Source organism: Amycolatopsis sp. NPDC043885 (genome assembly GCF_056435685.1).
In genome coordinates this window covers 169919-192616 of the sequence record NZ_JBWKEA010000012.1, presented here as the reverse complement: position 1 = coordinate 192616, position 22698 = coordinate 169919, and the positions used below count along the sequence as shown (strand labels likewise).

At 68.9% G+C, this 22698-nt stretch carries 18 protein-coding genes; 4 read left to right on the top strand and 14 right to left on the bottom strand.

What is annotated here, in order from left to right:
• Positions 1 to 9 precede the first annotated feature (9 nt).
• The 4 genes from AC069I_RS29670 to AC069I_RS29655 form a co-directional block, all read right to left on the bottom strand.
• Entirely contained in the window at positions 10 to 666 is a 657-nt protein-coding gene (locus AC069I_RS29670) for a histidine phosphatase family protein (RefSeq protein ID WP_478266883.1), read from the bottom strand.
• The gene (locus AC069I_RS29665; protein WP_478266882.1) at positions 667 to 1731 is read right to left on the bottom strand and encodes a phosphotransferase family protein; all 1065 of its coding nucleotides are present in this window, start codon (positions 1729 to 1731) and stop codon (positions 667 to 669) included.
• On the bottom strand, positions 1728 to 2480 hold the full coding sequence (locus AC069I_RS29660) for an SDR family oxidoreductase (protein WP_478266881.1): 753 nt from the start codon (positions 2478 to 2480) through the stop codon (positions 1728 to 1730). Before AC069I_RS29660 ends, AC069I_RS29665 begins: the two co-directional genes overlap by 4 nt.
• 100 nt (positions 2481 to 2580) lie before the next feature.
• Positions 2581 to 3831, bottom strand: coding sequence for a S8 family peptidase (locus AC069I_RS29655; protein WP_340684152.1), 1251 nt, complete (start codon positions 3829 to 3831; stop codon positions 2581 to 2583).
• Positions 3832 to 4093: 262 nt separating this feature from the next.
• Here AC069I_RS29655 and AC069I_RS29650 point away from each other — a divergent pair, with 262 nt between their 5' ends.
• The gene (locus AC069I_RS29650; protein ID WP_340684153.1) at positions 4094 to 5044 is read left to right on the top strand and encodes a hypothetical protein; all 951 of its coding nucleotides are present in this window, start codon (positions 4094 to 4096) and stop codon (positions 5042 to 5044) included.
• Positions 5045 to 5049: 5 nt separating this feature from the next.
• Here AC069I_RS29650 and AC069I_RS29645 read toward each other — a convergent pair whose 3' ends face one another.
• Entirely contained in the window at positions 5050 to 6687 is a 1638-nt protein-coding gene (locus AC069I_RS29645) for an acyl-CoA synthetase (RefSeq protein ID WP_478226482.1), read from the bottom strand.
• A 200-nt stretch (positions 6688 to 6887) separates the two neighbouring features.
• Between AC069I_RS29645 and AC069I_RS29640 the strand changes: the two genes are divergently transcribed.
• Positions 6888 to 8594: a bifunctional 3'-5' exonuclease/DNA polymerase gene (locus AC069I_RS29640; RefSeq protein WP_478266880.1), complete on the top strand. Its 1707-nt coding sequence runs from the start codon at positions 6888 to 6890 to the stop codon at positions 8592 to 8594.
• A 260-nt stretch (positions 8595 to 8854) separates the two neighbouring features.
• Here the strand turns inward: AC069I_RS29640 and hrpA are convergent, their stop codons facing one another.
• From hrpA to AC069I_RS29610, 6 genes are all read right to left on the bottom strand, one after another.
• Positions 8855 to 12739 (bottom strand): ATP-dependent RNA helicase HrpA, encoded by a 3885-nt coding sequence (hrpA, locus tag AC069I_RS29635; protein ID WP_478266879.1) that lies wholly within the window; start codon positions 12737 to 12739, stop codon positions 8855 to 8857.
• A gap of 137 nt (positions 12740 to 12876) precedes the next feature.
• Positions 12877 to 14040: a lactate 2-monooxygenase gene (locus AC069I_RS29630; RefSeq protein ID WP_478226485.1), complete on the bottom strand. Its 1164-nt coding sequence runs from the start codon at positions 14038 to 14040 to the stop codon at positions 12877 to 12879.
• 13 nt (positions 14041 to 14053) lie between these two features.
• Entirely contained in the window at positions 14054 to 15262 is a 1209-nt protein-coding gene (locus AC069I_RS29625; protein WP_340684157.1) for a cation:proton antiporter, read from the bottom strand.
• Positions 15263 to 15304: 42 nt separating this feature from the next.
• Positions 15305 to 15616 (bottom strand): hypothetical protein, encoded by a 312-nt coding sequence (locus AC069I_RS29620; protein WP_478226486.1) that lies wholly within the window; start codon positions 15614 to 15616, stop codon positions 15305 to 15307.
• 49 nt (positions 15617 to 15665) lie between these two features.
• The gene (locus tag AC069I_RS29615) at positions 15666 to 16082 is read right to left on the bottom strand and encodes a GNAT family N-acetyltransferase (RefSeq protein ID WP_478226487.1); all 417 of its coding nucleotides are present in this window, start codon (positions 16080 to 16082) and stop codon (positions 15666 to 15668) included.
• Positions 16083 to 16164: 82 nt separating this feature from the next.
• A complete protein-coding gene (locus AC069I_RS29610; protein ID WP_478226488.1) occupies positions 16165 to 17634 on the bottom strand; it encodes an APC family permease in 1470 nt (489 codons plus the stop codon).
• A gap of 189 nt (positions 17635 to 17823) precedes the next feature.
• On the opposite strand from AC069I_RS29610, the gene AC069I_RS29605 reads away from it, so the two are divergent.
• Entirely contained in the window at positions 17824 to 18465 is a 642-nt protein-coding gene (locus tag AC069I_RS29605) for a GOLPH3/VPS74 family protein (RefSeq protein WP_478226489.1), read from the top strand.
• Positions 18466 to 18652: 187 nt separating this feature from the next.
• On the opposite strand, the gene AC069I_RS29600 is transcribed toward AC069I_RS29605, so the two are convergent.
• From AC069I_RS29600 to AC069I_RS29590, 3 genes are read right to left on the bottom strand one after another with little or no spacing between them, the layout of a single operon-like run.
• Positions 18653 to 19645, bottom strand: a complete 993-nt coding sequence (locus tag AC069I_RS29600) for a PHP domain-containing protein (RefSeq protein WP_478266878.1) — start codon at positions 19643 to 19645, stop codon at positions 18653 to 18655.
• Positions 19646 to 19663: 18 nt separating this feature from the next.
• Positions 19664 to 20167, bottom strand: a complete 504-nt coding sequence (locus AC069I_RS29595; RefSeq protein WP_478266925.1) for a metallophosphoesterase family protein — start codon at positions 20165 to 20167, stop codon at positions 19664 to 19666.
• Positions 20167 to 20826 carry a GntR family transcriptional regulator gene (locus AC069I_RS29590; RefSeq protein WP_478226491.1) on the bottom strand — a complete coding sequence of 220 codons (660 nt, stop codon included), beginning with the start codon at positions 20824 to 20826 and terminating at the stop codon, positions 20167 to 20169. The genes AC069I_RS29595 and AC069I_RS29590 overlap by 1 nt, the downstream gene beginning before the upstream one ends.
• A 35-nt stretch (positions 20827 to 20861) precedes the next feature.
• Between AC069I_RS29590 and araD the strand changes: the two genes are divergently transcribed.
• The gene (gene araD / locus AC069I_RS29585; RefSeq protein WP_478226492.1) at positions 20862 to 22580 is read left to right on the top strand and encodes an L-arabinonate dehydratase; all 1719 of its coding nucleotides are present in this window, start codon (positions 20862 to 20864) and stop codon (positions 22578 to 22580) included.
• The last annotated feature ends 118 nt before the right edge of the window (positions 22581 to 22698 follow it).

Sequence of the window (22698 nt, the reverse complement as noted above, 5' to 3'; positions counted from 1 at the left end):
GCGTTTCTCCTAGCGATAAGTGAGTAGTTCCGCGGCTTCCGCCTCGAAATGCGGATGTTCGTTGAACGACAACAAGGTCACCCCGCCGCGGCCGGACACCAGTTTGGTGATGCCCGCGTTCACGGTGACCCGGTTCAGCTTCAGCAGTCCCGCTTCCGGCGTGCCCATGAGCACGCCGCAGACCGTCGCGATCACGCCGCCGGAGCTGAAGACCACGGCGTGTTCGCCCTTGCCCAGTGACGCCACGACATCGGCGAGCGCGCCCTTGACCCGTTCCAGGAACCGGGGCCAGGTTTCGGCACACGGACCGGAAGCTCCCGCTGAGACCCAGGCGTTCAGCGCACCGTCCAAAGCGGCCTGATACGCCCGCGAGTCGGTCTGCTGAACTCCAGCGGCGTGGTGCTTCGCGATGTCGACGTGGTCGTACTCGTTCCAGCGTTCGTCCTCGATGACGGCGATCCCGGAACCGAGCACCTTCAACGCCGTCGCGGCCGTGTCCCGTTGACGGGCGAGGGAACCCGCTCGCGCCTGAGTGAATTCGACGCCCCGCCGCAACAGCTCCTCACCGACCACAGTGGACTGTTCGAAGCCGCGCGGCGAGAGCTGGTCGTAGTTCTCCGCGCCGAACGACGCCTGCCCGTGCCGGACCAGGTAGATCGCACCCATCTACGCGTGCCCTCCTCCGATGATCCGGCGGCAGCGCCCGTCGAGGTACCCGACGAACTGCCAGAGATCCTTCAGCGCTGGGTTGGTCGTCTGCCCTTCGTGGAACCGGTAGTAGATCTGCTGGATCACCGCCGCGAGCCGGAACAGGCCGTACACCTCGTAAAACGTCCAGTCGCCGATTGCGAGGCCGGAGCGCTCCGCGTACCGCCGCACGAACTCCTCGCGCGTGTACATCCCCGGCACGTGCGTCGGCTGACGGCGGCTGAGCTTCATGACGTCGTCATCGTCGTCCTGCACCCAGTACGCCAGGGTGCTGCCCAGTTCCATCAGCGGATCGCCGAGGGTGGCCATCTCCCAGTCGAGTACGCCGACGATGTCGAGATCGTCGTCGAGCACCAGGTTGTCGAGCCGGTAGTCGTTGTGGATCAAGCAGATCTTGACCTCGGACGGCTGATTGTCCTTCAGCCACGCCATCACCTCGGCGCAGTCCGGGACGTTCTCCGTGCGCGCCTTGAGGAAACGCTCCGACCAGCCGCGCACCTGGCGCTCGACATATCCGGCGCCCTTGCCGAGATCGGCCAGGCCGGCGGCCTCGACGTCGACGGCGTGCAGCTCGACCAGCCGGTCGACGACCTTGCCGCACAGCTCGCGCGCACCGTCCGGCGGCAGTTCGAGACCGGCGGGCAGATCTCCGCGCAGGATCAGGCCTTCGAGGCGTTCCATCACGTAGAAGTCGCCGCCGAGCACGGATTCGTCGTCGCAGAAGGCGAGCACCTCGGGCACGTACGGGAAGACGGGCCGCAACCCCTGCTGGACCCGGAATTCACGGCGCATGTCGTGCGCGGACGCGGCCTTGTGCCCGAGGGGTGGCCGCCGCAGGATCAGCTCGCGATCCGGATAGGCCAGCAGGTACGTCAGATTCGAGGCGCCGCCGGGGAACTGGCGGACCTCGGGCGGCGAGTCGCCGAGCCCGGGCACCCGTCCGGCCAGCCAGGTGTGCACCGCCGCCGGGTCGAACGAGTCCTCACCGCGTACCTCGACGGTCTTGTCCGGGGCCACCGTCATCCGAACTTCTTCAGCAAAGGCGCCGGGACGAGCGGGAAGAGCTTCGAGAGCACGCTCCACGGCCACGTCGGCACGAACGCCTTCGCCGTCTCGGATTCGATCGCCTTCACCAGCGCCTGCGCGCCGGGCTCCGCCCTCACGGCGCCCGGGAGCTTCGAGATGTCTTCGTTCATCTCCGATTCGATGAACCCGGGATGCAGGGTGGTGACCTTGATCGGCGTCTTCAGCAGCTCGATCCGGGTGCCCTCGGCGAAGGCCGAGATACCCGCCTTCGAGGCGGCGTACGCGGTGGCGTTGCCGGGCACACCGCGAAGCGCGAGGAAGGAGGACACGACCACCAGGTGGCCGTTCTTCTGCTTGCGGAAAATGCCGACGGCGGCCTCGATCTGGGCGGCCGCGGCGAGGAAGTTCGTCTGGAGGGTTTCGCGGTTGGCGTCGAACCGGCCGGTGCCGATCCGCTGCCCCTTGCCGAGCCCCGCGTTCACGATCACGCGGTCTAGGGAGCCGAGCTCCTCGCGGAACTCCTCGAAGACGGCGAAGACCTGGTCGTGGTCGTTCACGTCCAGCTTCCGGGTGACCACGGTGATCCCGGGGTACGCCTTCTTGAGTTCCGCGGCGAGCGCTTCGAGCCGGTCGACCCGGCGGGCGGCCAGCGCCAGGTTGCGGCCTCTGGCGGCGTACTGCCTGGCCATTCCCTCGCCGAGTCCGGAGCTCGCCCCGGTGATCAGGATGTTCTTCCGCAGGACCATGGACTGGAGCTTACCCGTTGGTAACAAGTCTGGGAGCCCCTCGGACAGGGGCTGCCCCCGGCGCCTGGAGTACGCCGGGGGCAGCCTGTCCGAAAGGGTCTTACTTGACCTGGAGCAGCTTGTTCGCCGTTCCGCCGGTCGGGTTGCTGATCTTGCCGTCCGCGGCGGCACCGACCAGGCCTTCGGCGACCTGGGCCGGGGTGGCGTCAGGGTGCGCCGAGAGGTACAGCGCGGCGGCACCGGCGACGTGCGGCGCGGCCATCGAGGTACCGCTGATGGTGTTCTTGGCGTCGTCACCGGTCGCCCAGGACGAGGTGATGTCGACACCCGGCGCGTACAGGTCCACGACCGAACCGTAGTTCGAGAAGCTGGCCTGCTTGTCGGTCTTGTCGCTGGCCGCCACCGTGATGGCCTCCTTCACCCGGGCGGGCGAAGTGGTGCCGGCGTCGGAGGACTCGTTGCCCGCCGCGAGCGCGAAGGTCACGCCCTTGTCGATGGCTCCCTTGACCGCCGCGTCCAGGGCGTCGTCCGCGCCGCCGCCCAGGCTCATGTTGGCGACCGACGGGCCCTTGGCGTTCGCCGCGACCCAGTCGACACCGGCGACGACGCCTTCGGTGGTGCCGCTGCCGTTGGCGTCCAGCACGCGGACGCCGACGATCTTGACACCCTTGGCCAGGCCGTACTCGGTGCCGCCGATGGTGCCGGCGACGTGCGTGCCGTGGCCGTGCTCGTCGTTGGGGGTGTCGTCGTTGTCGACGAAGTCCTTGCCGCCGGTCGCACGGTCACCGAAGGTGGCGTGCGAGCCGCGGACACCGGTGTCGATGACGTAGGCGGTGACGTTGTCGGCCTTCGTCGGGTAGGTGTACTTGTTGTCGAGCGGCAGGTCGGCCTGGTCGACGCGGTCGAGGCCCCACGACGGCGGGTTGTCCTGAGTCTCGCTGATCTTGAACGTCTTGTTCTGGACGACGTACGCGACCTGCGGGTCGGCGGCGAGACGCTTCGCGGCGGCCTCGTCGGCCTTGATCGAAAAGCCGTTCAGCGCCGAGCCGAACGTGCGGGACAGCGTGGTGCCGTACTGACCGGTGAGGCCCTGCGCCTTGGCGGCCACGTTCGCGGTGATCTCGTTCGCCGCGGCCACACCCTGGCCGACCGCGGTGGGCTTGAGGACGACGATGTAGCTGCCGCCGACCGCGTTGGCCGCACCCGCGCCGCGGATCTCGCCCTGCTGCTCGGCGTTGGCCGCACCCGCGCCGAACGTGGCGACCGCCGCGGTCACACCGGCGAGGGCGACTCCCGCCACGAGGCCGCTACGGGTCTTTCGGGACTTCAGGTTCTTCCGGGACTTGCTCACTGGTTCCCTTCCTGCCGCGCCGTGCGGATCACCCGGGAGGATGATCGTTGTTGAGAGCCATGCAAGCCGGTGCGCTGGTGGCCGGGCAATGATTCACAGTTACCAGTACTAGGCCATACGGCGTAACAACGCTCGTCCGGAAAGTCGTTTTCGCCTGGCAGAAGGCGCCCCTGAAGCGTTACCTCAGACTGTTAAAGTTATTCGTGTTGTTATCCAACCGGGCGGTGTCAGGGAACGGCAGACGGGGGCGGTCGGGCAGCATATGGTGGCGGGGAGCGCGGCGGACCGAGTGACCACGGACGATGAAGACCAGCCGCGTACCGCGTTCGCCACCGCGTTGCGATCGGCCATCGCCACCAGCGGCCTGAGTCTCGACCGTATCCAAGCCCGGCTCCTCGCACGCGGCGCGTCGGTGAGCGTGACCGCGCTGAGTTACTGGCAATCGGGCAAACGTCAGCCGGAACGGCAGAGTTCGCTGTCCGCGGTCCGGGTTCTCGAGGAGGTCCTGGCGATCCCCGCCGGTTCGCTGCTCAGCCTGCTGCCGCCGCCGCGGCCGCGCGGGGCGTCGTCACGCCGCAGCCGGGCGACCACCGAGCAGCCGCTGACCTTCCCGCTCGAAGCGCTCCAGGCGCTGCTGGAGAAGGTCGGTGCACCCAACGCGCTCGAACAACACCATCAGCTGAAACTCGTCGGCCTGCACGACCTGTGCGAGATCGCCGAGGACGGCGGGCAACGCGCGGTGACCGCGCGGGCGGTGTTCCAGGCGGGCGCGGACGGGCAGGACCGCTGGTTGCTCGTCTACGCCCAGGGCGATCCGGAGGCCGGGCCGCCGGTACTGAACACACTGCGCAACTGTCACGTCGGCCGCGCCGAGGTCGACGATGAGCACGGGCTCACCGTCGCCGAGTTGCTCTTCGATCGGCCCATCGACCGCGGCGAGACGCATCTGATCGAGTACTCGCTGACCAATCCCGGACCGCCGTACCCGGAATGCCGGAACACGCATTACCGCGAGTTCCGGCGTCCCGTGCGCGAATACCTGCTGGAGGTCCGGTTCGCCCCGGGCACCGTCCCGGCCAAGTGCTGGCAATATTCGCGCCAAGGCACCTCGCCGATGGACCGGAAAGAGCTCAAACCGGACCAGGGCAACGGTGTCCACGCCGTCGCGCTCGACTTCGGCCCCGGCGTCTTCGGCATCGACTGGGAGTACTGATCGCCTCAGTGCAGCTTGTTGCGCAGCACCTTCCCGGTCGCGTTGCGCGGCAGCTCGTCGAGGAACTCCACGTCGCGCGGCACCTTGTACCGGGCCAGGTTGGCCTTGACGTACTCGCGCACGCCGTCGACGTCCAGCTCCGATTTCTCGGCCCGCACCACGAAAGCCTTCAGCCGCTGTCCGAACTCGGGATCGTCGACCCCGACCACGGCGGCTTCGATCACGTCCTCGCGTTCGACAAGGAGGTTCTCGACCTCGATCGGGAAGACGTTCTCGCCGCCGGAGACGATCATTTCGTCGTCGCGGCCGTCGATGAACAGCAGGCCGTCCTCGTCGAAATGGCCGACGTCACCGCTGGAGAGCAGCCCGTCGATGATCTCCTTGTTACGCCCGTCCGTGTAGCCCTGGAAGCTCAGCCCGCTGCCGACGAACACCCGGCCCGTGACGTGCGGCTCGGTGATCTTCGTGCCCTTTTCGTCGTACAGCGCGACCTTGCAGCCCACCGGAGCGCGGCCGACCGTGCCCGGCGCCTTGCGCCAGTCCTCGGGCGTCGCGACCGTCGCGACCGCGACCTCGGTGGACCCGTAGAGGTTGTGCACGACGTCGCCGAACGCGGCGGTCGCGCGGTTCCCCAGATCCGGTGACAGCGCGGAGCCCGCGACGAAGATGATCCGCAGGCACGACGTGTCGTACTTCGCGCGGACCTCCTCGGGCAGGTCGACGATCCGCTGCAGCATCGTCGGCACGAGGACCAGCGTGGTGCAGCGGTTCTCCGCGACCCCGCGCAACGTCTCCTCCGGCACGAACTTGCGCCGCATGACGACCTTCGAGCCGAGCGCGAAGGACAGGATGAACTGCGACAACCCGGTGCCGTGGAACAGCGGCGCGCCCATGTAGGTCGCCTCCCCGGTCCTCAACGGGATGCGGTCGAGGAACTGCGCGGAGGCCAGCGCGGAGGTGTGCGGCCGCGGCGCGCCCTTCGGCGTCCCGGTGGTGCCGCTGGTCAGCAGGATGAACCCGCCCGGTTTGGCGGGCGCGGGCCACGGGCGGTCGTCGGTGCTGGCGACCAGTTCGGTGACGATCGGGATCTCGTGCCCGGAGAGCTCGGCGTCCGAATCGACCCACGCGAGGTAGTGGTCGACGTCGCCCTCGACCGCGTCCAGCAGGTCGGTGAACTCCTGGTCGTACACGAGCGCGGTGACGCCTTCACGCTTCGCGACGTCCGCGAGCTGTGGTTTTGCGAACCCGGTGTTCATCAGCAGCAGCTTGGCGCCGAGCTTGCCCGAGGCGAGCATCGTCAGCACGAGACCGCGGTGGTCGCGGCACAACGCGGCGATCACCGAGCCCGGGCCGAGGCCGCGTTCCGACCACGCCCTGGCCAGCGCGTTCGACTGGGTGTCGAGCTGTTTGAAGGTCAGCGGGCCGAGCTCGTCGATGATGCCGGTCGCGGTCGGGTCCCGGCGGGCGGCGATCATGTTCGCGCCGGCGAACGGGCCCCATTTGCGCACCATGACCAGCGAACGCAGGCCCTCGTCGACCCGCGGGATGGGGAGCAGGCCCGCTTGGCGCATCACGTCGATGCTGCGCACGGTCTCGGTCACCTTGCCCGCCACCAGGGTGGCGAGGCCGGTGGGGTTTCTCATCCGGGCACCTCCGTTGCTGCTGCGGCGAGACACCATGCCCCCGGCGGGTTCGCGTACCGGCGGTATGGGGTTGCTACTCGACAGTAGCCGACCGATAGCGCAGGCGCACTAGCCCTCCCCGCCCCACCACCACCCTCAACGGACAGCTGCGCTGACCTCCACACCCAAGTGACAGAAATGTCGGGGGGAACCACCACAATGTGAGTGTGCAGGCGATCGCAGGTCAAGAGGAGGATGGCGACTTCGCGATCGCTTTTTCCGGGCAGCCGCCGCGGCAGGGCATGAAGCTCCCGGAGTTCGTCGGCGAAGTACGGCGGTTGGAGGCCGAGCACTCACCCCGTTGGGTGTTCCCGTCGGTCGACGGGACGTATCCGGCGCTGATCAAGGCGGGCGTCCGGGTGCGGCGCTGTCATGACCTGGCGCTGACCGAGGGATTGCTCCTGGCCCACGAAGGCCGTCCGCAGGAGTCGCGGAGCCTCCGTGCCGCGCTGGCCAGGGCGAACGGCCAAGAGGCGCCCGCCGACGAGCCGCCGCTCTGGGCCGAGGACGACCAGCCGACGCTGTTCGAGACGCGGGGGCCGCGGCTCCCCTCCGGTGTCACGGTGATCGACGCGGCGCGCCGGGTGCTGGCCGAGCAAGAGAAGCGGGTCGCCGCCACCGAGCGCCCGGAGCGGTTACGGCTGCTCTTCGCGGCGGAGTCGGCGAGCGCGCTGGCGGCCGCCGAGATGTCGGCCGACGGGCTGCCGTGGCGGGCGGACCTGCATTTGGCGTTGCTCGCCGACCAGCTCGGGCCCCGCGTTCCGGCCGGGCACCGGCCGAAGCGGCTGGTCGAGCTGGCGGCCGAGATCAGTGCCGCGTTCGGTGGGCGTCCGGTCAACCCCGACGCTCCGGCCAGCGTCGTCCGCGCGCTCGGCAGGGAGGGCATCGAGGTCTCGTCGGCCAGGAAGTACCTGCTGCGCGACATCGACCACCCCGCCGTCCCGCCGCTGCTGGAGTACAAGGAGCTCGCGCGGCTGCATTCGGCCAACGGCTGGACGTGGCTCGACGAGTGGGTGCACGACGGCCGGTTCCGCCCGCATTACGTCGTCGGCGGGGTCGTTTCCGGCCGCTGGGCGAGCCGGGGCGGGGGCGCGCTGCAGATCCCGAAGATCCTGCGGACCTGCGTCCGGGCAGATCCGGGCTGGAAACTCGTGGTCGCCGACGCCGCCCAGCTGGAGCCGCGGGTGCTCACCGCGTTGTCCGGAGACCGGAAACTGGCCGAGGTCGCCGCGGCCACGGATCTGTACGCGAGCCTCGCCGAGGCGATGTTCTCCGGAGTGCGCCGCGTTCCGGTGCCCGCGTGGGACGACCGGGACGACCGAGACCGCGCGAAGATCGCGATGCTGTCGGCGATGTACGGCGGCACGTCCGGCGAGGCGGGACCGTTGCTGGCGTTGCTGCGCACCAGGTTCCCCGACGCGGTGTCCTATGTGGAGCGTGCCGCGCAGGCCGGGGAACGCGGTGAGCGCGTCCGGTCCCGGCTCGGCCGCACTTCGCCCGCGCCGTCCGAAGCCTGGCGAGCGCTGACCGGCGGGGTCGCGGAGGACGAGGCCGCCGAGCTGAAAGCACGCCAGGCGTCCCGCAACTGGGGCCGCTTCACCCGCAACTTCGTCGTGCAGGCGAGCGCGGCGGACATGACCGCGGTCCTGCTCGCGACCCTGCGGAGCAGACTCCCCTCCCCCGCGCATCTGGTGTTCTTCCAGCACGACGAGGTCCTGGTGCACACCCCGGCCGAGTTCGCCGACGAGGTCTCGCAGTCCATTGTGGACAGCATGACCGAGGCGGCGCGGATGCTCTTCGGTCCCGCTTGCCCGGTCCGGTTCCCGCTGCACATCGCCGCAGTGGACACCTACGCCGACGCGAAGTGACCCCGCCCTCCATCACGCGAGACCCGCCCCCAAGCACGCGAATCCCGCCCCCAAGCACGCGAGACCCGCCCCCAGGCACGCGAGTTCCGCACCCAAGCACGTGCGGCCCGTTTCCACTCCACGGAACACACGTGATCAGGCGGCGAACACGCATGATCACGGGGCGACTCGCGTGATCACGGGGACGCGTCGCGTGACTGAAGGCGGGATTCGCGTGCTTGAGGGCGGGATTCGCGTGCTTGAAGGCGGAACTCGCGGGGTCAGGAAGAGGCGGCGTCGTCCAGTGCCTTGATGACGCGCTTCAGCGAGACGGGGTGGGCGGTACCGAGCGTCTGGGCGAAGAAGCTGACCCGCAGCTCCTCGATCATCCACCGGATCTCCCGCAGCGCGGGCGACGAGGTGCCTGGCGGCAACGCGTCCAGCGCCGCCTGGTACTCGTTGCGGAGCCACGCGATGTCGCCGGTGCGCTGGATGTCCCGCGTCGGCTCGGTCGGGAGTTTCTCCAGCCGCCGTTCGATCCCCCGCAGGTACCGAATGACGTGCTTCAGCCTGTCCTGCCCGGTTTCGGTGACGAAACCCTTGTGCACCAAGCCGTCCAGCTGCGCGCGGATATCCGCGAGCGAGTCCTTCGGGCCGCGCGTGTCGGCCAGCCGGGTTTCGACGTCGTTGGCCGCGCGCAGGATCTTCTCGACGTTGGTCAGCACGTCGAGCACCCCGGGGTTCAGCCCGGCGCGCACCTTTTCCAGCAGGACGGCGAATCCGGCCTCGTCCCAGCGCGGGCCGCCGTTGTCGGCCACGAGCTTGTCGACCGCGCAATCCACACAGTCTTCGAGCAGTGCCGCCACGGAGCCGTGCGGATTCCGGTTCAGCACGAGTTTCGATGAGTTGCCGAGGTTGCGGGTGATGAACTTCATCGGCGACGGGATGTTCAGCCGCAGCATCCGCCGAGTGCCCGCCCACATCGACTGTTCCTGCTGGCCCGGCGTGTCCAGCAGCCGCACCGCCACGGAACCGCCTTCGTCGACCAGCGCCGGATACGCCTTGACGTCGTGCCCGCGCTGCTTGCTCGCGAACACCTTGGGCAGCTCGCCGAACGCGGGCGTCGTCAGGCCCTCACGCTCGATACTGTCGGCGGCCTTGGAGATCGTCGCGCGCACCTGGCCGCTCAGATCTCGTTTGAGCGCCTCGATGTCCTTGCCCTCGGACACCTTCTTGCCGCGGACGTCGACCACGCGGAAGGTCATCTTCAGATGTTCGGGAACCGCCGACAGTTGCCAGGCGTCGTCGGGGATCACCACCCCGCGCAACGCTTCCAGCTCGTTGGCGACGACGTGCAGCAGCGGCCCCTCGGCCGGGCCGACCCGCGACAGCACCAGTTTCGCGTGGTCGGGCGCCGGCACGAAGTTGCGCCGGATCGCCTTGGGCAGCGACTTGATCAGCTGCGTCACCAGTTCTTCCCGCAGGCCGGGGACCTGCCAGTCGAAGCCGTCCGCGGTGACCTGGTTCAACACCGGCAGCGGGATGTGCACGGTGACGCCGTCCGCGTCGGCCCCCGGCTCGAACTGGTACGTGAGCTTGAAGGTCTGGCTGTCTTGGGTCCAGAAGTCGGGGTAGTCGGCCTCGCGCACGCCGCCGGCGGTCTCGTTGATGAGCATCGTCTTCTCGAAGCTCAACAGGTCGGGCTCGGTGTGGCGCGCCTTCTTCCACCAGCTGTCGAAATGCCGCGCGGAGACGACGTCGGCCGGGACGCGCTGGTCGTAGAACTCGAACAGCGTCTCGTCGTCGACCAGGATGTCGCGGCGGCGGGCGCGGTTCTCCAGGTCCTCGACCTCGTCGAGCAACGCGCGGTTCTCGCGGAAGAAGTGGTGCCGGGTTTCCCAGTCGCCTTCCACGAGCGCGTGCCGGATGAACAGCTCGCGGCTCGTCTCCGGGTCGATGCGGCCGTAGTTGACCCGGCGGTCGGCGACGAGCGGAACGCCGTACAGGGTCACCTTCTCGAGCGCCATCACCGCGCCCTGCTTGCGCTCCCAGTGCGGCTCGGAGTAGTTCCGCTTCACCACGTGCCCGGCGAGCGGCTCGACCCACTCCGGCTCGATCCTCGCGTTGACCCGGCCCCACAGACGGGAGGTTTCGACGAGTTCGGCCGACATCACGAACCGCGGCTGCTTCTTGAACAGCGCCGAACCCGGGAACACCGAGAACCGTGCCCCGCGCGCGCCGAGATAGTCGCCCTTGGCCGGATCCTTGAGGCCGACATGCGACAGCAGCCCGGCGATCAGCGACGTGTGCACGCGTTGCGGATCGACCGGGCCGGAGGTGTCGAGGGTGATGCCGAGCGGTTTGGCCAGCTGACGCAGCTGGCTGAAGATGTCCTGCCATTCGCGGATGCGCAGGTAGTTCAGGTACTCGTTGCGGCACATCCGGCGGAACTGGTTGGTGGACAACGTCTTCTGCTGCTCGGTGACGTACTCCCACAGGTTCAGGTACGCGAGGAAGTCGGACGTCTTGTCCGCGAACCGCGCGTGCTGCTCGTCCGCCGCCTGCTGCTTCTCCGCCGGCCGCTCGCGCGGGTCCTGAATGGACAGTGCGGCGGCGATGATCATCACTTCGCGGACGCAGCCGTTGCGCGAGGCCTCCAGCACCATCCGCGCCATCCGCGGGTCGACCGGGAGCTGCGCGAGCTTGCGGCCGGTCTCGGTGAGCTTCTTGCCGTCGGACATCTCGAACGCCCCGAGCTCCTGCAGCAGCTGGACACCGTCGGTGACCTGACGGCGATCCGGCGGCTCCACGAAGGGGAACGCCGCGATGTCGCCGAGGCCGAGCGAGGTCATCTGCAGGATGACCGACGCGAGGTTGGTCCGCAGGATCTCCGGATCGGTGAACTCGGGCCGGGCGTCGAAGTCGTCTTCGGAGTACAGGCGGATGCAGATACCGTCGGACGTCCGGCCGCAGCGGCCCTTGCGCTGGTTCGCCGACGCCTGCGACACCGGCTCGATCGGCAGCCGCTGCACCTTGGTGCGGTGGCTGTAGCGCGAGATCCGCGCGGTGCCGGGGTCGATGACGTACTTGATGCCGGGCACGGTCAGCGACGTCTCGGCGACGTTCGTCGCGAGCACGACGCGGCGCCCGGTGTGGCGCTGGAACACCCGATGCTGGTCCGACGACGAAAGCCGGGCGTACAGCGGGAGGATCTCGGTGTTCCTGAGGTCCTGTTTGGACAGTGCTTCGGCGGCGTCGCGGATCTCCCGCTCGCCGGAGAGGAACACCAGGATGTCGCCCGGTCCCTCATGGTGGAGTTCGTCGACGGCGTCGCAGATGGCCTGCGTCTGGTCGCGGTCCTGATCGGCGTCCGGGTCGTCCGGATCGATGATCGGCCGGTAACGGACCTCGACCGGATACGTCCGGCCGGAGACCTCCACGATCGGCGCGTCGTCGAAATGCTTGGAGAACCGCTCCGGGTCGATGGTCGCCGAGGTGATGATCACCTTGAGATCGGGGCGGCGCGGCAGGAGCTGCTTGAGGTAGCCGAGGATGAAGTCGATGTTGAGGCTGCGCTCGTGTGCCTCGTCGATGATCAGCGTGTCGTACTGCCGCAGCATCCGGTCGGTCTGGATCTCGGCGAGCAGGATGCCGTCGGTCATCAGCTTGACCAGCGTGTCCTGGCCGGAGTGGTCGGTGAACCGGACCTTGTAGCCGACGGCCTCGCCGAGCTCGGTGTTCAGCTCGGAGGCGATCCGGTCGGCGACCGTGCGCGCGGCCAGCCGCCTCGGCTGCGTGTGCCCGATCTGGCCACGGATGCCGCGACCGAGTCCGAGACAGATCTTCGGCAGCTGGGTCGTCTTCCCGGACCCGGTCTCGCCCGCGACGATCACCACCTGGTGGTCGCGGATGGCCTCGGCGATCTCGTCCTTGCGCTGGCTGACGGGCAGCTCTTCGGGGAACGAGATCTTCGGGACGCTGTCCCGCCGCCGGGTGATCCGGAGTTCGGCGGCCTCGATGTCGGCCTCGATCTGGGCGGCGATCGACTCGGCGTTACGCGCTTTCCGGGCACCGTCGAGCCGGCGCCGGAGGCGATGCTCGTCGCGCGACATGAGTTCGGGCAGGCGAGCGCGCAGGGCGCCGAGCGGGGAAGGTTGAGAAGCCATGACCGGCACCAGGATAGCCGTGCGTGACGATCCGGGCCTCCGAATATGCCGGAGGCGACATCACCTGGGCATTTCGTCCTCTGAATGCGGTAGTTCGTGATACCAACTACCGCATTCAGAGGACGAAATGCGGGGGGTCAGGAGCGCGTGAGGGAGGCGGGGGTGAGGTCGGCCAGGGTCCGGTGCCCGGACAGGCCCATGGTCAGGTCGAGGTCGGCGAGCAGGCCCCGCAGCACGTGCCGGACGCCGTCCTCCCCCGCGTGCGCCAGGCCGTACACCCACGGCCGCCCCACCAGCACGGCCTTGGCCCCGAGCGCGAGTGCCTTGGCGATGTCGGCGCCGGTGCGGATGCCGGAGTCGAACAGGATCTCCAGCCGGTCGCCGACGGCGGCCACGATCTCCGGGAGCGCGTCGAGCGAGGCGATCGCGCCGTCGACCTGACGGCCGCCGTGGTTGGACACGACGATCCCGTCCATCCCGGCCTCGACGGCGCGGCGCGCGTCGTCGGGGTGCTGGATGCCCTTGAGCACGATCGGCCCGTCCCAGTGCTCGCGCAGGAACGGCAGCCGGTCCCAGGTGCTGTCGGTGCCGGTGATCATCGAGATCCAGCGCAGGATCGCGGTGGGCGGGTCCTCTTCCGGCGTCTTCTCCAGCAGGCCGCGGAACACCGGGTCGCTGAGCGGGACACCGAGCCCGATGCCCTTGATGAACGGCAGGTACGCGTGGTCGAGGTCGTTCGGGCGCCACGCGAGGGTCCAGGTGTCGAGCGTGACCACGAGCGTCGTGAAGCCCGCGGCCTTCGCCCGCGCCAGGATGCTCGCGCAGACCTCGTTGTCCGTCGGCCAGTACAGCTGGAACCAGCGCGGCCCGTCTCCACTGGCCTCGGCGACGTCCTCGATGCTCGTGGAGGACGCCGTCGACATGACGTACGGCAGGCCGACCGACGCGGCGGCCCGCGCGGCCGCCGGTTCGGCGCCCTCGTGCACGATCGACTGGACGCCGACCGGCGCCAGCAGCACCGGCGCCGGCACCGGCGTCCCCAGCACCGTCGTCGACAGATCGCGTTCGGTGGCGCCGGTGAGCATCCTGGGCACGAGGCGCCAGCGGTCGAACGCCTCCCGGTTGGCACGCGCGGTGGCGCCCGATCCGGCCGAGCCCGCGACGTACCAGAACGGCCCCGGCTCGAGGATCTCCCGCGCCGACTCCTCCAGTTTCGTGGCGTCGGTGGAGCACGGCGGGAAGGTCCCGCCGAGCCCCCGCAGGTAGATCTCGTTCTGGTAGCCGCCGAACCGTTCGGTCACCCAGGCCTCCTCGTCACGTCGCCCTGGCCGGCTCGTCGCGGCGGGTCGAGCCTCGGACAATACTCGCCGGTAGCAACCAGGTGAGTTTCTCGGAGCGGATGACCGCGACTGGACCGATCACGGCCAGCAGGAGGACGTAGCCCGCGACGAACGGCGCGACCCGAGAGTCCAGCCCGGCCGCGGTCGCCATCGCCGCGAGCACGAGTGAGAACTCGCCGCGGGTGAGCACGGTGAGCCCGATGTTCACGCCGGCCTGGCGGCCGAACCCGTGCAGCCGCGCGGCCAGCGCGCCGGCTCCGAGGTTCAGCACGATCGTCAGCGCCACCGCGATCAGCACCGGCACGACCACCGAGCCGACCGCGTTCGGATCGATGCTGAGCCCGAAGATGAAGAAGAACAGCGCGCCGAACGCGTCCCGCAGCGGGAGCACCAGCTTGTGGATACGCGGCGCGACCTTCGAACCGCCGAGCATCATGCCGACCATGAACGCGCCGATGGCGTCGGACACGCCGACCTCTTCGGCGACAGCGGCACCCATCACCGCGACACCGACGAAGCAGACGGTGAGCAGCTCGTCGTCGGCCGAACCGAACAGCTTCGACACCACCCGGCCACCCCACCGGGCGAGCGCGGCCATCACGATCAGGAACGCGAAGGCCTTGCCGAAGTCGGCGAGCGCCGAACCGAAGCTCCCGGCGCCAGACAGCACCGGCTGCAGCAACGCCAGGTACAGCGCGAGGAACAGGTCCTCGATCACGATGATGCCCATGATCAGCCGGGATTCGGGATTGTTCATCCGGCGTGATTCGAGCAGGAGCTTGGTGACGATCGCGGACGACGAGATACCGATGGCACCGGCGATGACCAGCGCTTCCCTGGTCCCCCAGCCCAGCAGGAAGCCGAACGCGAGGCCGCCGCCGATGTTGAGGATCAGGTAGATCAGCCCGGACCAGACGAGCTTGCGCCCGCCCTTGGCCAGGTCGTCGAGGGAGAATTCGAGGCCGAGGTAGAACAGCAGGAAGACGAGACCGAGCCCGGCGAGCACACCGAGTTCGGCCGGATCGTCTACAAGGGACAGTCCGGGGGTGTTGGGGCCGAAGACGAAACCGGCCAGCATGAACAAGGGGATGGTCGGCAGCCCGATACGGGCGCCCGCTCTGGCGATGACACCGGCGGCGAGGAACGCCCCGCCGACGGCCAGCAAGGCATGACCGGAACTCATGGAGACCTCCGATGGTGGCTGATGCGGCGATGTGAGAACCGGTCAGCGCGGAGGAGCCCGTGCGGGCGCCTGGGGCACCGCTCGGGTGATGACGACGGGTTCGCCCTGCTCAGGGGCGTGGCCGGCGTCCGGGAGGTCGACGGTCTCCGCTTCGGCGGGAGCGTCGGCGAGGGGAACGGCTTGCCCGCCGTGGAAGGCGGGCAGCGGATGGGTCGCGAAGACGGCGACGGGATCTTCCATCGCGGTCCGCCCGTGCCCGTGGGGAACGGTCGGCGTGACGAAGGCGAAGACGAGCAAGATCAGCAGGAAGAAGACGGAACGGTGCCGCGCGGCGGGGGCACGGTTCGTCGTCATCTGCCCGCCACTTTACCAGTCCTTTATAGACATATCGACGAGAGATCTGTCACGGCTCGCGCCACATCGGCCGCATCGGCGGCCCGCCCTCGACCGCGAAAGCCGGTCCGTGATCGCGGAAACCCAGCCGCCGGTACAGTTTCGCGCTTTCCGCGCTGCTCGCCTCCAGGTACGCGGGCACCGCGCCGTAGCGGTCGAGCCCGTGCTTCAGCAACCGTGCGCCGATCCCTTGCCGCCGCGCGGTCTCGCGGACGCCGATGAACTGCGCGTGGTGGTACTCGCCGCTGGGAGCGTGCTCCGTCATCAGCTCGAACAACGCCGTCAGCCTGCCGATTTCTTCCCCGGTGAGCCCGGCGAACGCGTCGTCGTCCAGGTCCTCCTCTCCGGCCGGCGTCCAGAGGACGGCGCCGGACAGGTCGCCGGTGACGTCGCCACCGCGCGGCGCTCGTCCCCTGGGAAGACCCACGCGCTGACCGGGTCGTCGTGGAACGCCTCGGCAAGCACGTCGACCACGGTGTCCATTTCGGACGGTTCGGCGGCCCGGACGATCATCGCCCCGCTCTCAGCGCGACGGGTTCGTCCTCTTCGAGCGGACCGCCGATGGCGACGTACGTCTCGGGATCCTTTGTCCGCAACACTTCCGCGCGCAGGAAGCCGGCCAGTGCCGCGACGAGCACGAGACCGGGCAGCCCCCAGCGCAACAGGAACGTCCCGGCCGGACCGAGCAGCAGATCGAAGTTGAGCAGGATCAGCGCGAGGACGGCCGACAGCGCGAGCATCGCCGCCCCCGGCGCGATCCAGCGGCGCCAGGCGTTTTCGGCGTCGCGGCGCCGTTTGAAAAAGCCGATCACCGAAAGGGAGACGGCGATCATGATCACCACGACACCGGTGGACGCCGTCGTGCCGAGCCAGGTGAACAGTTCGGTCACCGGATCGCGGCCCGCGATCGCGAACAGCGCCACGATCACCAGCGCGAGCGCGGTCTGCGTGAGCGAACCGGCCACCGGCGCGCCGGTGCGTTTGCTGGTCTTGGCCAAAGAGCGCGGCAGCAGTCCTTCCCTGCCCAGCGCGAAGAAATACCGCGCGACGGCGTTGTGGAAGCTCAGCAGCGCCGCGCACTGGCCGGTCACGAACAGCGTGTACGCGACATCGGAGAACGTCTCGCCGAGGTGCTCGCCCGCGAGGTTGAACAGCACGTCCGGGCCCTGCGCGGCCGCGGTGGTGACGATGACGTCCGGCCCGGTCGCCACCGCCAGCGCGAGCGACGAGACGACGTAGAGCACCGCGGTGAGCCCGATCGCCGCGTACGTCGCGCGCCCGACCGTGCGGCTGGGTTCCCGGGTCTCCTCGCCGTAGGTCGCCGCGCCCTCGAAGCCGATGAACGCGGCGGCGGAGAACGCGAACACCGCGCCCACACCGGTGGTGAACAGGCTCGACGGCTCCAGCGGGGCCCAGGAAACGGTGCCACCGGCCGGATTCGCGAACAACGCGATGTCGACGATCGCGACGACGGCGACTTCGAGGCACAGCGCCACGCCGAGCACCTTGGCGTTGAGATCGACCCGCAGGACGCCGAGCGCGCCGATGATCAGCACCATCACCAGCGCGCACAGCCACCACGGCGGCGGGGATCCGGTGAGCGTGCCCAGCCAGGTCGACACCGACCAGCCGAACAGACCGTAGATGCTGATCTGGATGGCGTTGTAGGAGATCAGCGTGACGAACGCGATCCCGGCGCCGGTGGATTTGCCGATCCCGTTGGCGACGTAGGGGTAGAACGCGCCCGCGTTGGTGATGTAGCGGCTCATCGCGGCGTATCCGACCGCGAACAGCCCCAGGATCGGGGCGAGCAGGAGGAACGACAGCGGCACACCGATGCTGCCGGTGACCGCGTAGTTGGTCGGGACCCCGCCCGCGATGGCGAACAGCGGGCCCGCCGCGGCCACCACGAAGAACACGATCTGGGCGGCTCCGAGCCGTCGATGGCCGAGACCGCGCCGCGGTCTTTGCGTACCCATGAACCCGTCCCCCCGGACGTCGGTTTGGCGCTGAAGATTCTTGATCTTGCGAGAGCCATCCCACCCTAGGGCCGGCCACTTCGGCGAGGTACGTCCGTTCAGGCTAAAAACGGGCCTCGGGTCGCAGTGGTCCGCGCGCTACCGCTACTTTGGCCGTCCCGCACTACAACGCCGGAGGGCGTGCCATTCATGCGTCGGCTGACCTTGGTCGATTCCCTGTTCTTTCTCGCCCACGACGAGTTCACCGGAAAACCCGCGCTGCGCGGCACGGGACTCGGCATCGGAATTGCCGGTTCCGCGCTCTGTGATCTCCTCCTCGCCGAGCGGATCACCGTGGAACGCAAACGAATCCGGCCGCTTTCGCGCCGCGGCCTCGCCCATCCACCGCTGGATCGGGTGTTCTCGGAAATCCTCCGCGAACCCGAGCGGCACACCGTCCGGGAATGGGTCGGCCATCTCCGCCACGATCTCGGGGGAACGGTCGCGGTGAACCTGCTCGCCGCGGGAGTGATCGACCGCGAAACCGACCGGATGCTCCTGCGGAAGAATCACCGGTATCCGCCACGGGATCTGCTGATGTCGACGGCCGCGCGCAGCAAGGTGCGGGCGGCCGTCCTCGGCACCGACCAGCCGGATCCGCATTCGGTCTGCCTGGCCCTGCTGGCCTGGACCATCGGTCTCGACGATTTCTGCGAACCGGAACTCGACCGCGCCGGCCTGCGGGCCTGGGCCGGGTCCACGCACCGGGAACTCCCGAAGGCGCTCGCCGAACTGATCTCGGGGGTGGACGCGGTGAGCGCCGCCGTCGTCTACACCGGCGACAGGCGATGACCCCTCGTGACTGGAGGGACGACACGACCGCGGCCGGGTTCCGCCACGAGTCGTCCGCCCGAACACGCGAAACCGCCACCCGCGCACCGGCAGAACCTACTAAGCGAGCGTGGCGGTCCCAGAGGTAGTGAAGGCCTCCTTCCCTACCCTCAAGGTAGGCAAGGAGGCCTTCACGGACCGGCCCGACTCACGAGGCCAGCAGGTCCTCCGCGGTCCGCGTGTTGATCACCCGGTCCGGCTCGATCCCCAGCTCGGTGGCCCGCGCGCAACCGTAGACCAGCCAGTCCAGCTGCCCCGGCGCGTGCGCGTCGCTGTCGATCGCGAAGTCGCAACCCAGGTCCACGGCCAGGTTCAGCAAGCGCGTCGGCGGGTCACGGCGCTCGGGACGCGAGTTGATCTCGACGGCGACCCCGTTGTCCCGGCACGCGGTGAACACCGCCTCCGCGTCGAACTCCGACTCAGGCCGCTTTCCACGGCCTCCCATCACCAACCGCCCGGTGCAGTGACCGAGCACGCGAACCCGCGGATGCCGCACCGCGGCGATCATCCTCGGCGTCATCTCCTTCGCGGGCATCCGCAGTTTCGAGTGCACGCTCGCGACGACGAAGTCCAGCTGTCCCAGCAGTTCTTCCTCCTGGTCCAGCGTGCCGTCGAGGAGAATGTCGACCTCGATACCGTGCAGGATCCGGAACGGCGCCATCGTCTCGTTCAGTTCCGCGACGACGTCCATCTGCCGCCGCAGCCGTTCCGGCGAAAGGCCGTTGGCGACGGTCAGCCGCGGTGAGTGATCCGTCAGCACCATCCATTCGTGGCCGAGCGCGCGGGCGGCCTCCGCCATCTCCTCGATCGGGCTTCCGCCATCGGACCAGTCCGAATGGGTGTGGCAGTCGCCGCGCAACGCCGCCCGCATCGGGCCGCCGTCGGGCAGCTTCGGCTCGCCGAGCTTCTCGAAGTACGCGGGACGGCGTCCGGCGAGGACGTCTTCGACGACGGCCGCGGTCGCCTTGCCGATATTCGGCAACGCGGTCAGCGTGCCCGCCTCGGCGCGTTTGCGCAGGTCGTCGGGCTTGACCTTGGCGATCACCGAAGCCGCCTGCCGGAACGCCCGCACCCGGTAGGTCGGCTCGCCCGCGCGCTCCAGCCGGAACGCGATCTCCCTCAACGCCTGCGCCGGTTCCATGGCTACCTGTCTACCCGGTCAGCGGCGAGGCGGCAGCTCATGAAGAGCTACGTCGTGCAGCTCGCCGTCGCGGATCTCGGCGGTCTGATAGGTGCAGAACGGCTGACGCCGCCGGTCGGTCGGCGAGCCGGGGTTCAGCAGGCGCAACCCCTTCGGTGTGACCGTGTCCCAGGGGATGTGGCTGTGCCCGAACACGAGGACGTCGGTGTTCGGGAACTGTTCGTCACAGCGGCGCTCACGCCCCTGCTTACCGCCGGTTTCGTGGATGACCGCCAGGCGGACGCCGTCGAGGTCCGCACGCGCGATCTCGGGGAGCCGCACCCGAAGGTCCTCGCCGTCGTTGTTGCCGTAGACCCCGATGAGCCGCTCGCTCCGGGCCTCGAGTTCGTCGAGCAGGGCGACCTCGACCCAGTCACCGGCGTGGATGACGACGTCCGCCGCCTCGACCTCGCGCCAGACTTGGGCCGGCAGCACCTTCGCGCGCTGAGGCAGATGCGTGTCGGCGATGAGCAACAAGCGCATCATTCGTCGCCGATGGTCTCGAGGATCCGGTCCAGGAAGTCGCCGATGTGGGCGCGCAGCAGCCCCGCCGCGCCGTCGGCGTCACCTTTCTTCGCCGCCGCCAGCACCGCCTTGTGCTCGGCCCATTCCCTGCGCCAGCTGGGATTCGCCGCCCAGCCGACCACGCTGATCAGCGCCGCGCGGTCCTTGAGGTCGTCCAGCATCGAGACCATCAGCGGATTGCCGCAGCCGCTGTAGAGCGCGCGATGGAACCGGCGGTTGAGCAGGCTGAGCGCCGCCTGATCCTTGGCCGAGATCGCCGCCGACGCTTCCTTCAACGCCTCCGCGGCGTCTTCGAACAGGTCCGGCGAGCGGCGTTCGACCGACCGGCGCACGGCCTCGGGCTCCAGCACCATGCGAACGTCGTAGACGGACTTCGCCAGCTCCGCGTCGACCACGCACACCGAAGCGCCCTTGTACGGGCTGAAGGTCACCAGTCCCGTGTTCGACAGCACCTTGAGCGCCTCACGGACCGGCGTCTTCGACACCCCGAGCCGGGCCGCGAGTTCGGCTTCGACCAGTGGCTGGCCGGGCTTCAGCTCCCTGGTGAGGATGCCGCGGCGGATCTCTTCGAGCACCACTTCGGTCCGTGAAGCGGGCAGGCTGAAGGTCGAAGGCATGGGGCGATCATATATGAGATGCCATACTCACGGTCATGAGGAACCCTGAGGAACTCCGAAGCCACCGCTGGTTCGGCGGCGACGAACTGCGCGGTTTCAGCCACCGGGCCCGGAGCAGGCAACTCGGCTACAACCCGGAGGAGCACCTCGGGAAACCCGTCATCGCGATCCTCAACTCCTGGAGCGACATCAACCCCTGCCACATGCATCTGCGAGAGCGGGCGGAACAGGTCAAACGCGGGGTGTGGCAGGCGGGCGGCTTCCCACTGGAGTTCCCGGTCGCGACCCTGTCGGAGACCTTCCAGAAGCCGACACCCATGCTCTACCGGAACCTGCTTTCGCTGGAGACCGAAGAGATCCTGCGGTCCTACCCCGTCGACGGAGCGGTCCTCATGGGCGGCTGCGACAAGACGACACCGGCGTTGCTGATGGGCGCGACGAGCGCGGGACTGCCCGCGATCTTCGTCCCCGCCGGCCCGATGTTGCGCGGGCATTGGCGGAACGAAGTGCTCGGCAGCGGCACCGACATGTGGAAGTACTGGGACGACAAGCGGGCCGGGCTGATCGGCGACGAGGAACTGTCCGAATTGGAGCGTGGGCTGGCCCGTTCTCCCGGAACCTGTATGACGATGGGAACCGCGTCCACCATGATGTCGGTCGCGGAGGTACTCGGCCTGACCTTGCCCGGCGCCACGTCGATCCCCGCCGTCGACTCGGCGCACCACCGCATGGCCGCGGCGAGCGGCGCGCGCGTCGTCGAAATGGTGTGGGAGGACCTCACCGTCACGAAGATCCTCGACGAGCGCGCGTACGCCGACGCGATCACCACCGTGCTGGCGCTCGGCGGCTCGACCAACGCCGTCATCCATCTGATCGCGATGGCCGGGCGCGCGCGGATCCCCTTGTCCGTCGACGATTTCGACGCGATCGCGCGCCGGGTCCCCGTGCTGGCGAACATCCGCCCCGGCGGTGACTGGCTGATGGAGGACTTCTACTACGCCGGCGGGCTTCCCGGCCTGCTCTCCCGGCTGACCGACCTGCTGCACACCGATCGGGTCACCGTCACAGGCCGGACTCTCGGCGAAAACCTGGCTTCGGCGCGGGTGCACGACGACGACGTCATCCGTACGCGTGACAACCCGGTCGCCGCCGAGGGAGGGGTCGCGGTGCTTCGCGGCAATCTGGCGCCGTCGGGCGCGGTGATCAAGCACATCGCCGCCGATCCCCGGCTGCTCGTCCACACCGGACCCGCGGTGGTCTTCGACGACTACGAGGACTTGAAGAACCGTGTCAACGACCCCTCGCTCGGCATCACCGAGGATTCGGTCCTCGTCCTGCGCGGATCCGGCCCGCTCGGCGGCCCGGGGATGCCCGAATACGGGATGCTGCCGCTGCCGGATCACCTGCTGGCCAAGGGCGTCCGGGACATGGTCCGCGTTTCCGACGCCAGGATGAGCGGCACCGGTTACGGCGCGTGCGTGCTCCACGTCGCGCCGGAATCCCACGTCGGCGGGCCGCTCGCGCTGGTCCGCGACGGTGATCGGATCACTTTGGACGTCCCTTCGCGACGGCTGAGCCTCGACGTCGATGATGCGGAATTGCAACGTCGCCGGGCGGAGTGGACCACACCCGCCCCGCGGTACGAACGGGGTTACGGCGCGTTGTACGCCGAACACATCACGCAGGCCGACGAGGGCTGTGACTTCGACTTTCTCGCCAGAGTGGGTGAAAATCCCGAACCTGACGCCCAGTGACCACCCGACGGAGTGACCCGCTCACCCAACCGGGCGAGTTGCACGACCACAAAACGCGCCCCGTATCTTGAACCTACGTCCGGAACGTGTGGAAGGCCCGGACGTTGGATCACGACGC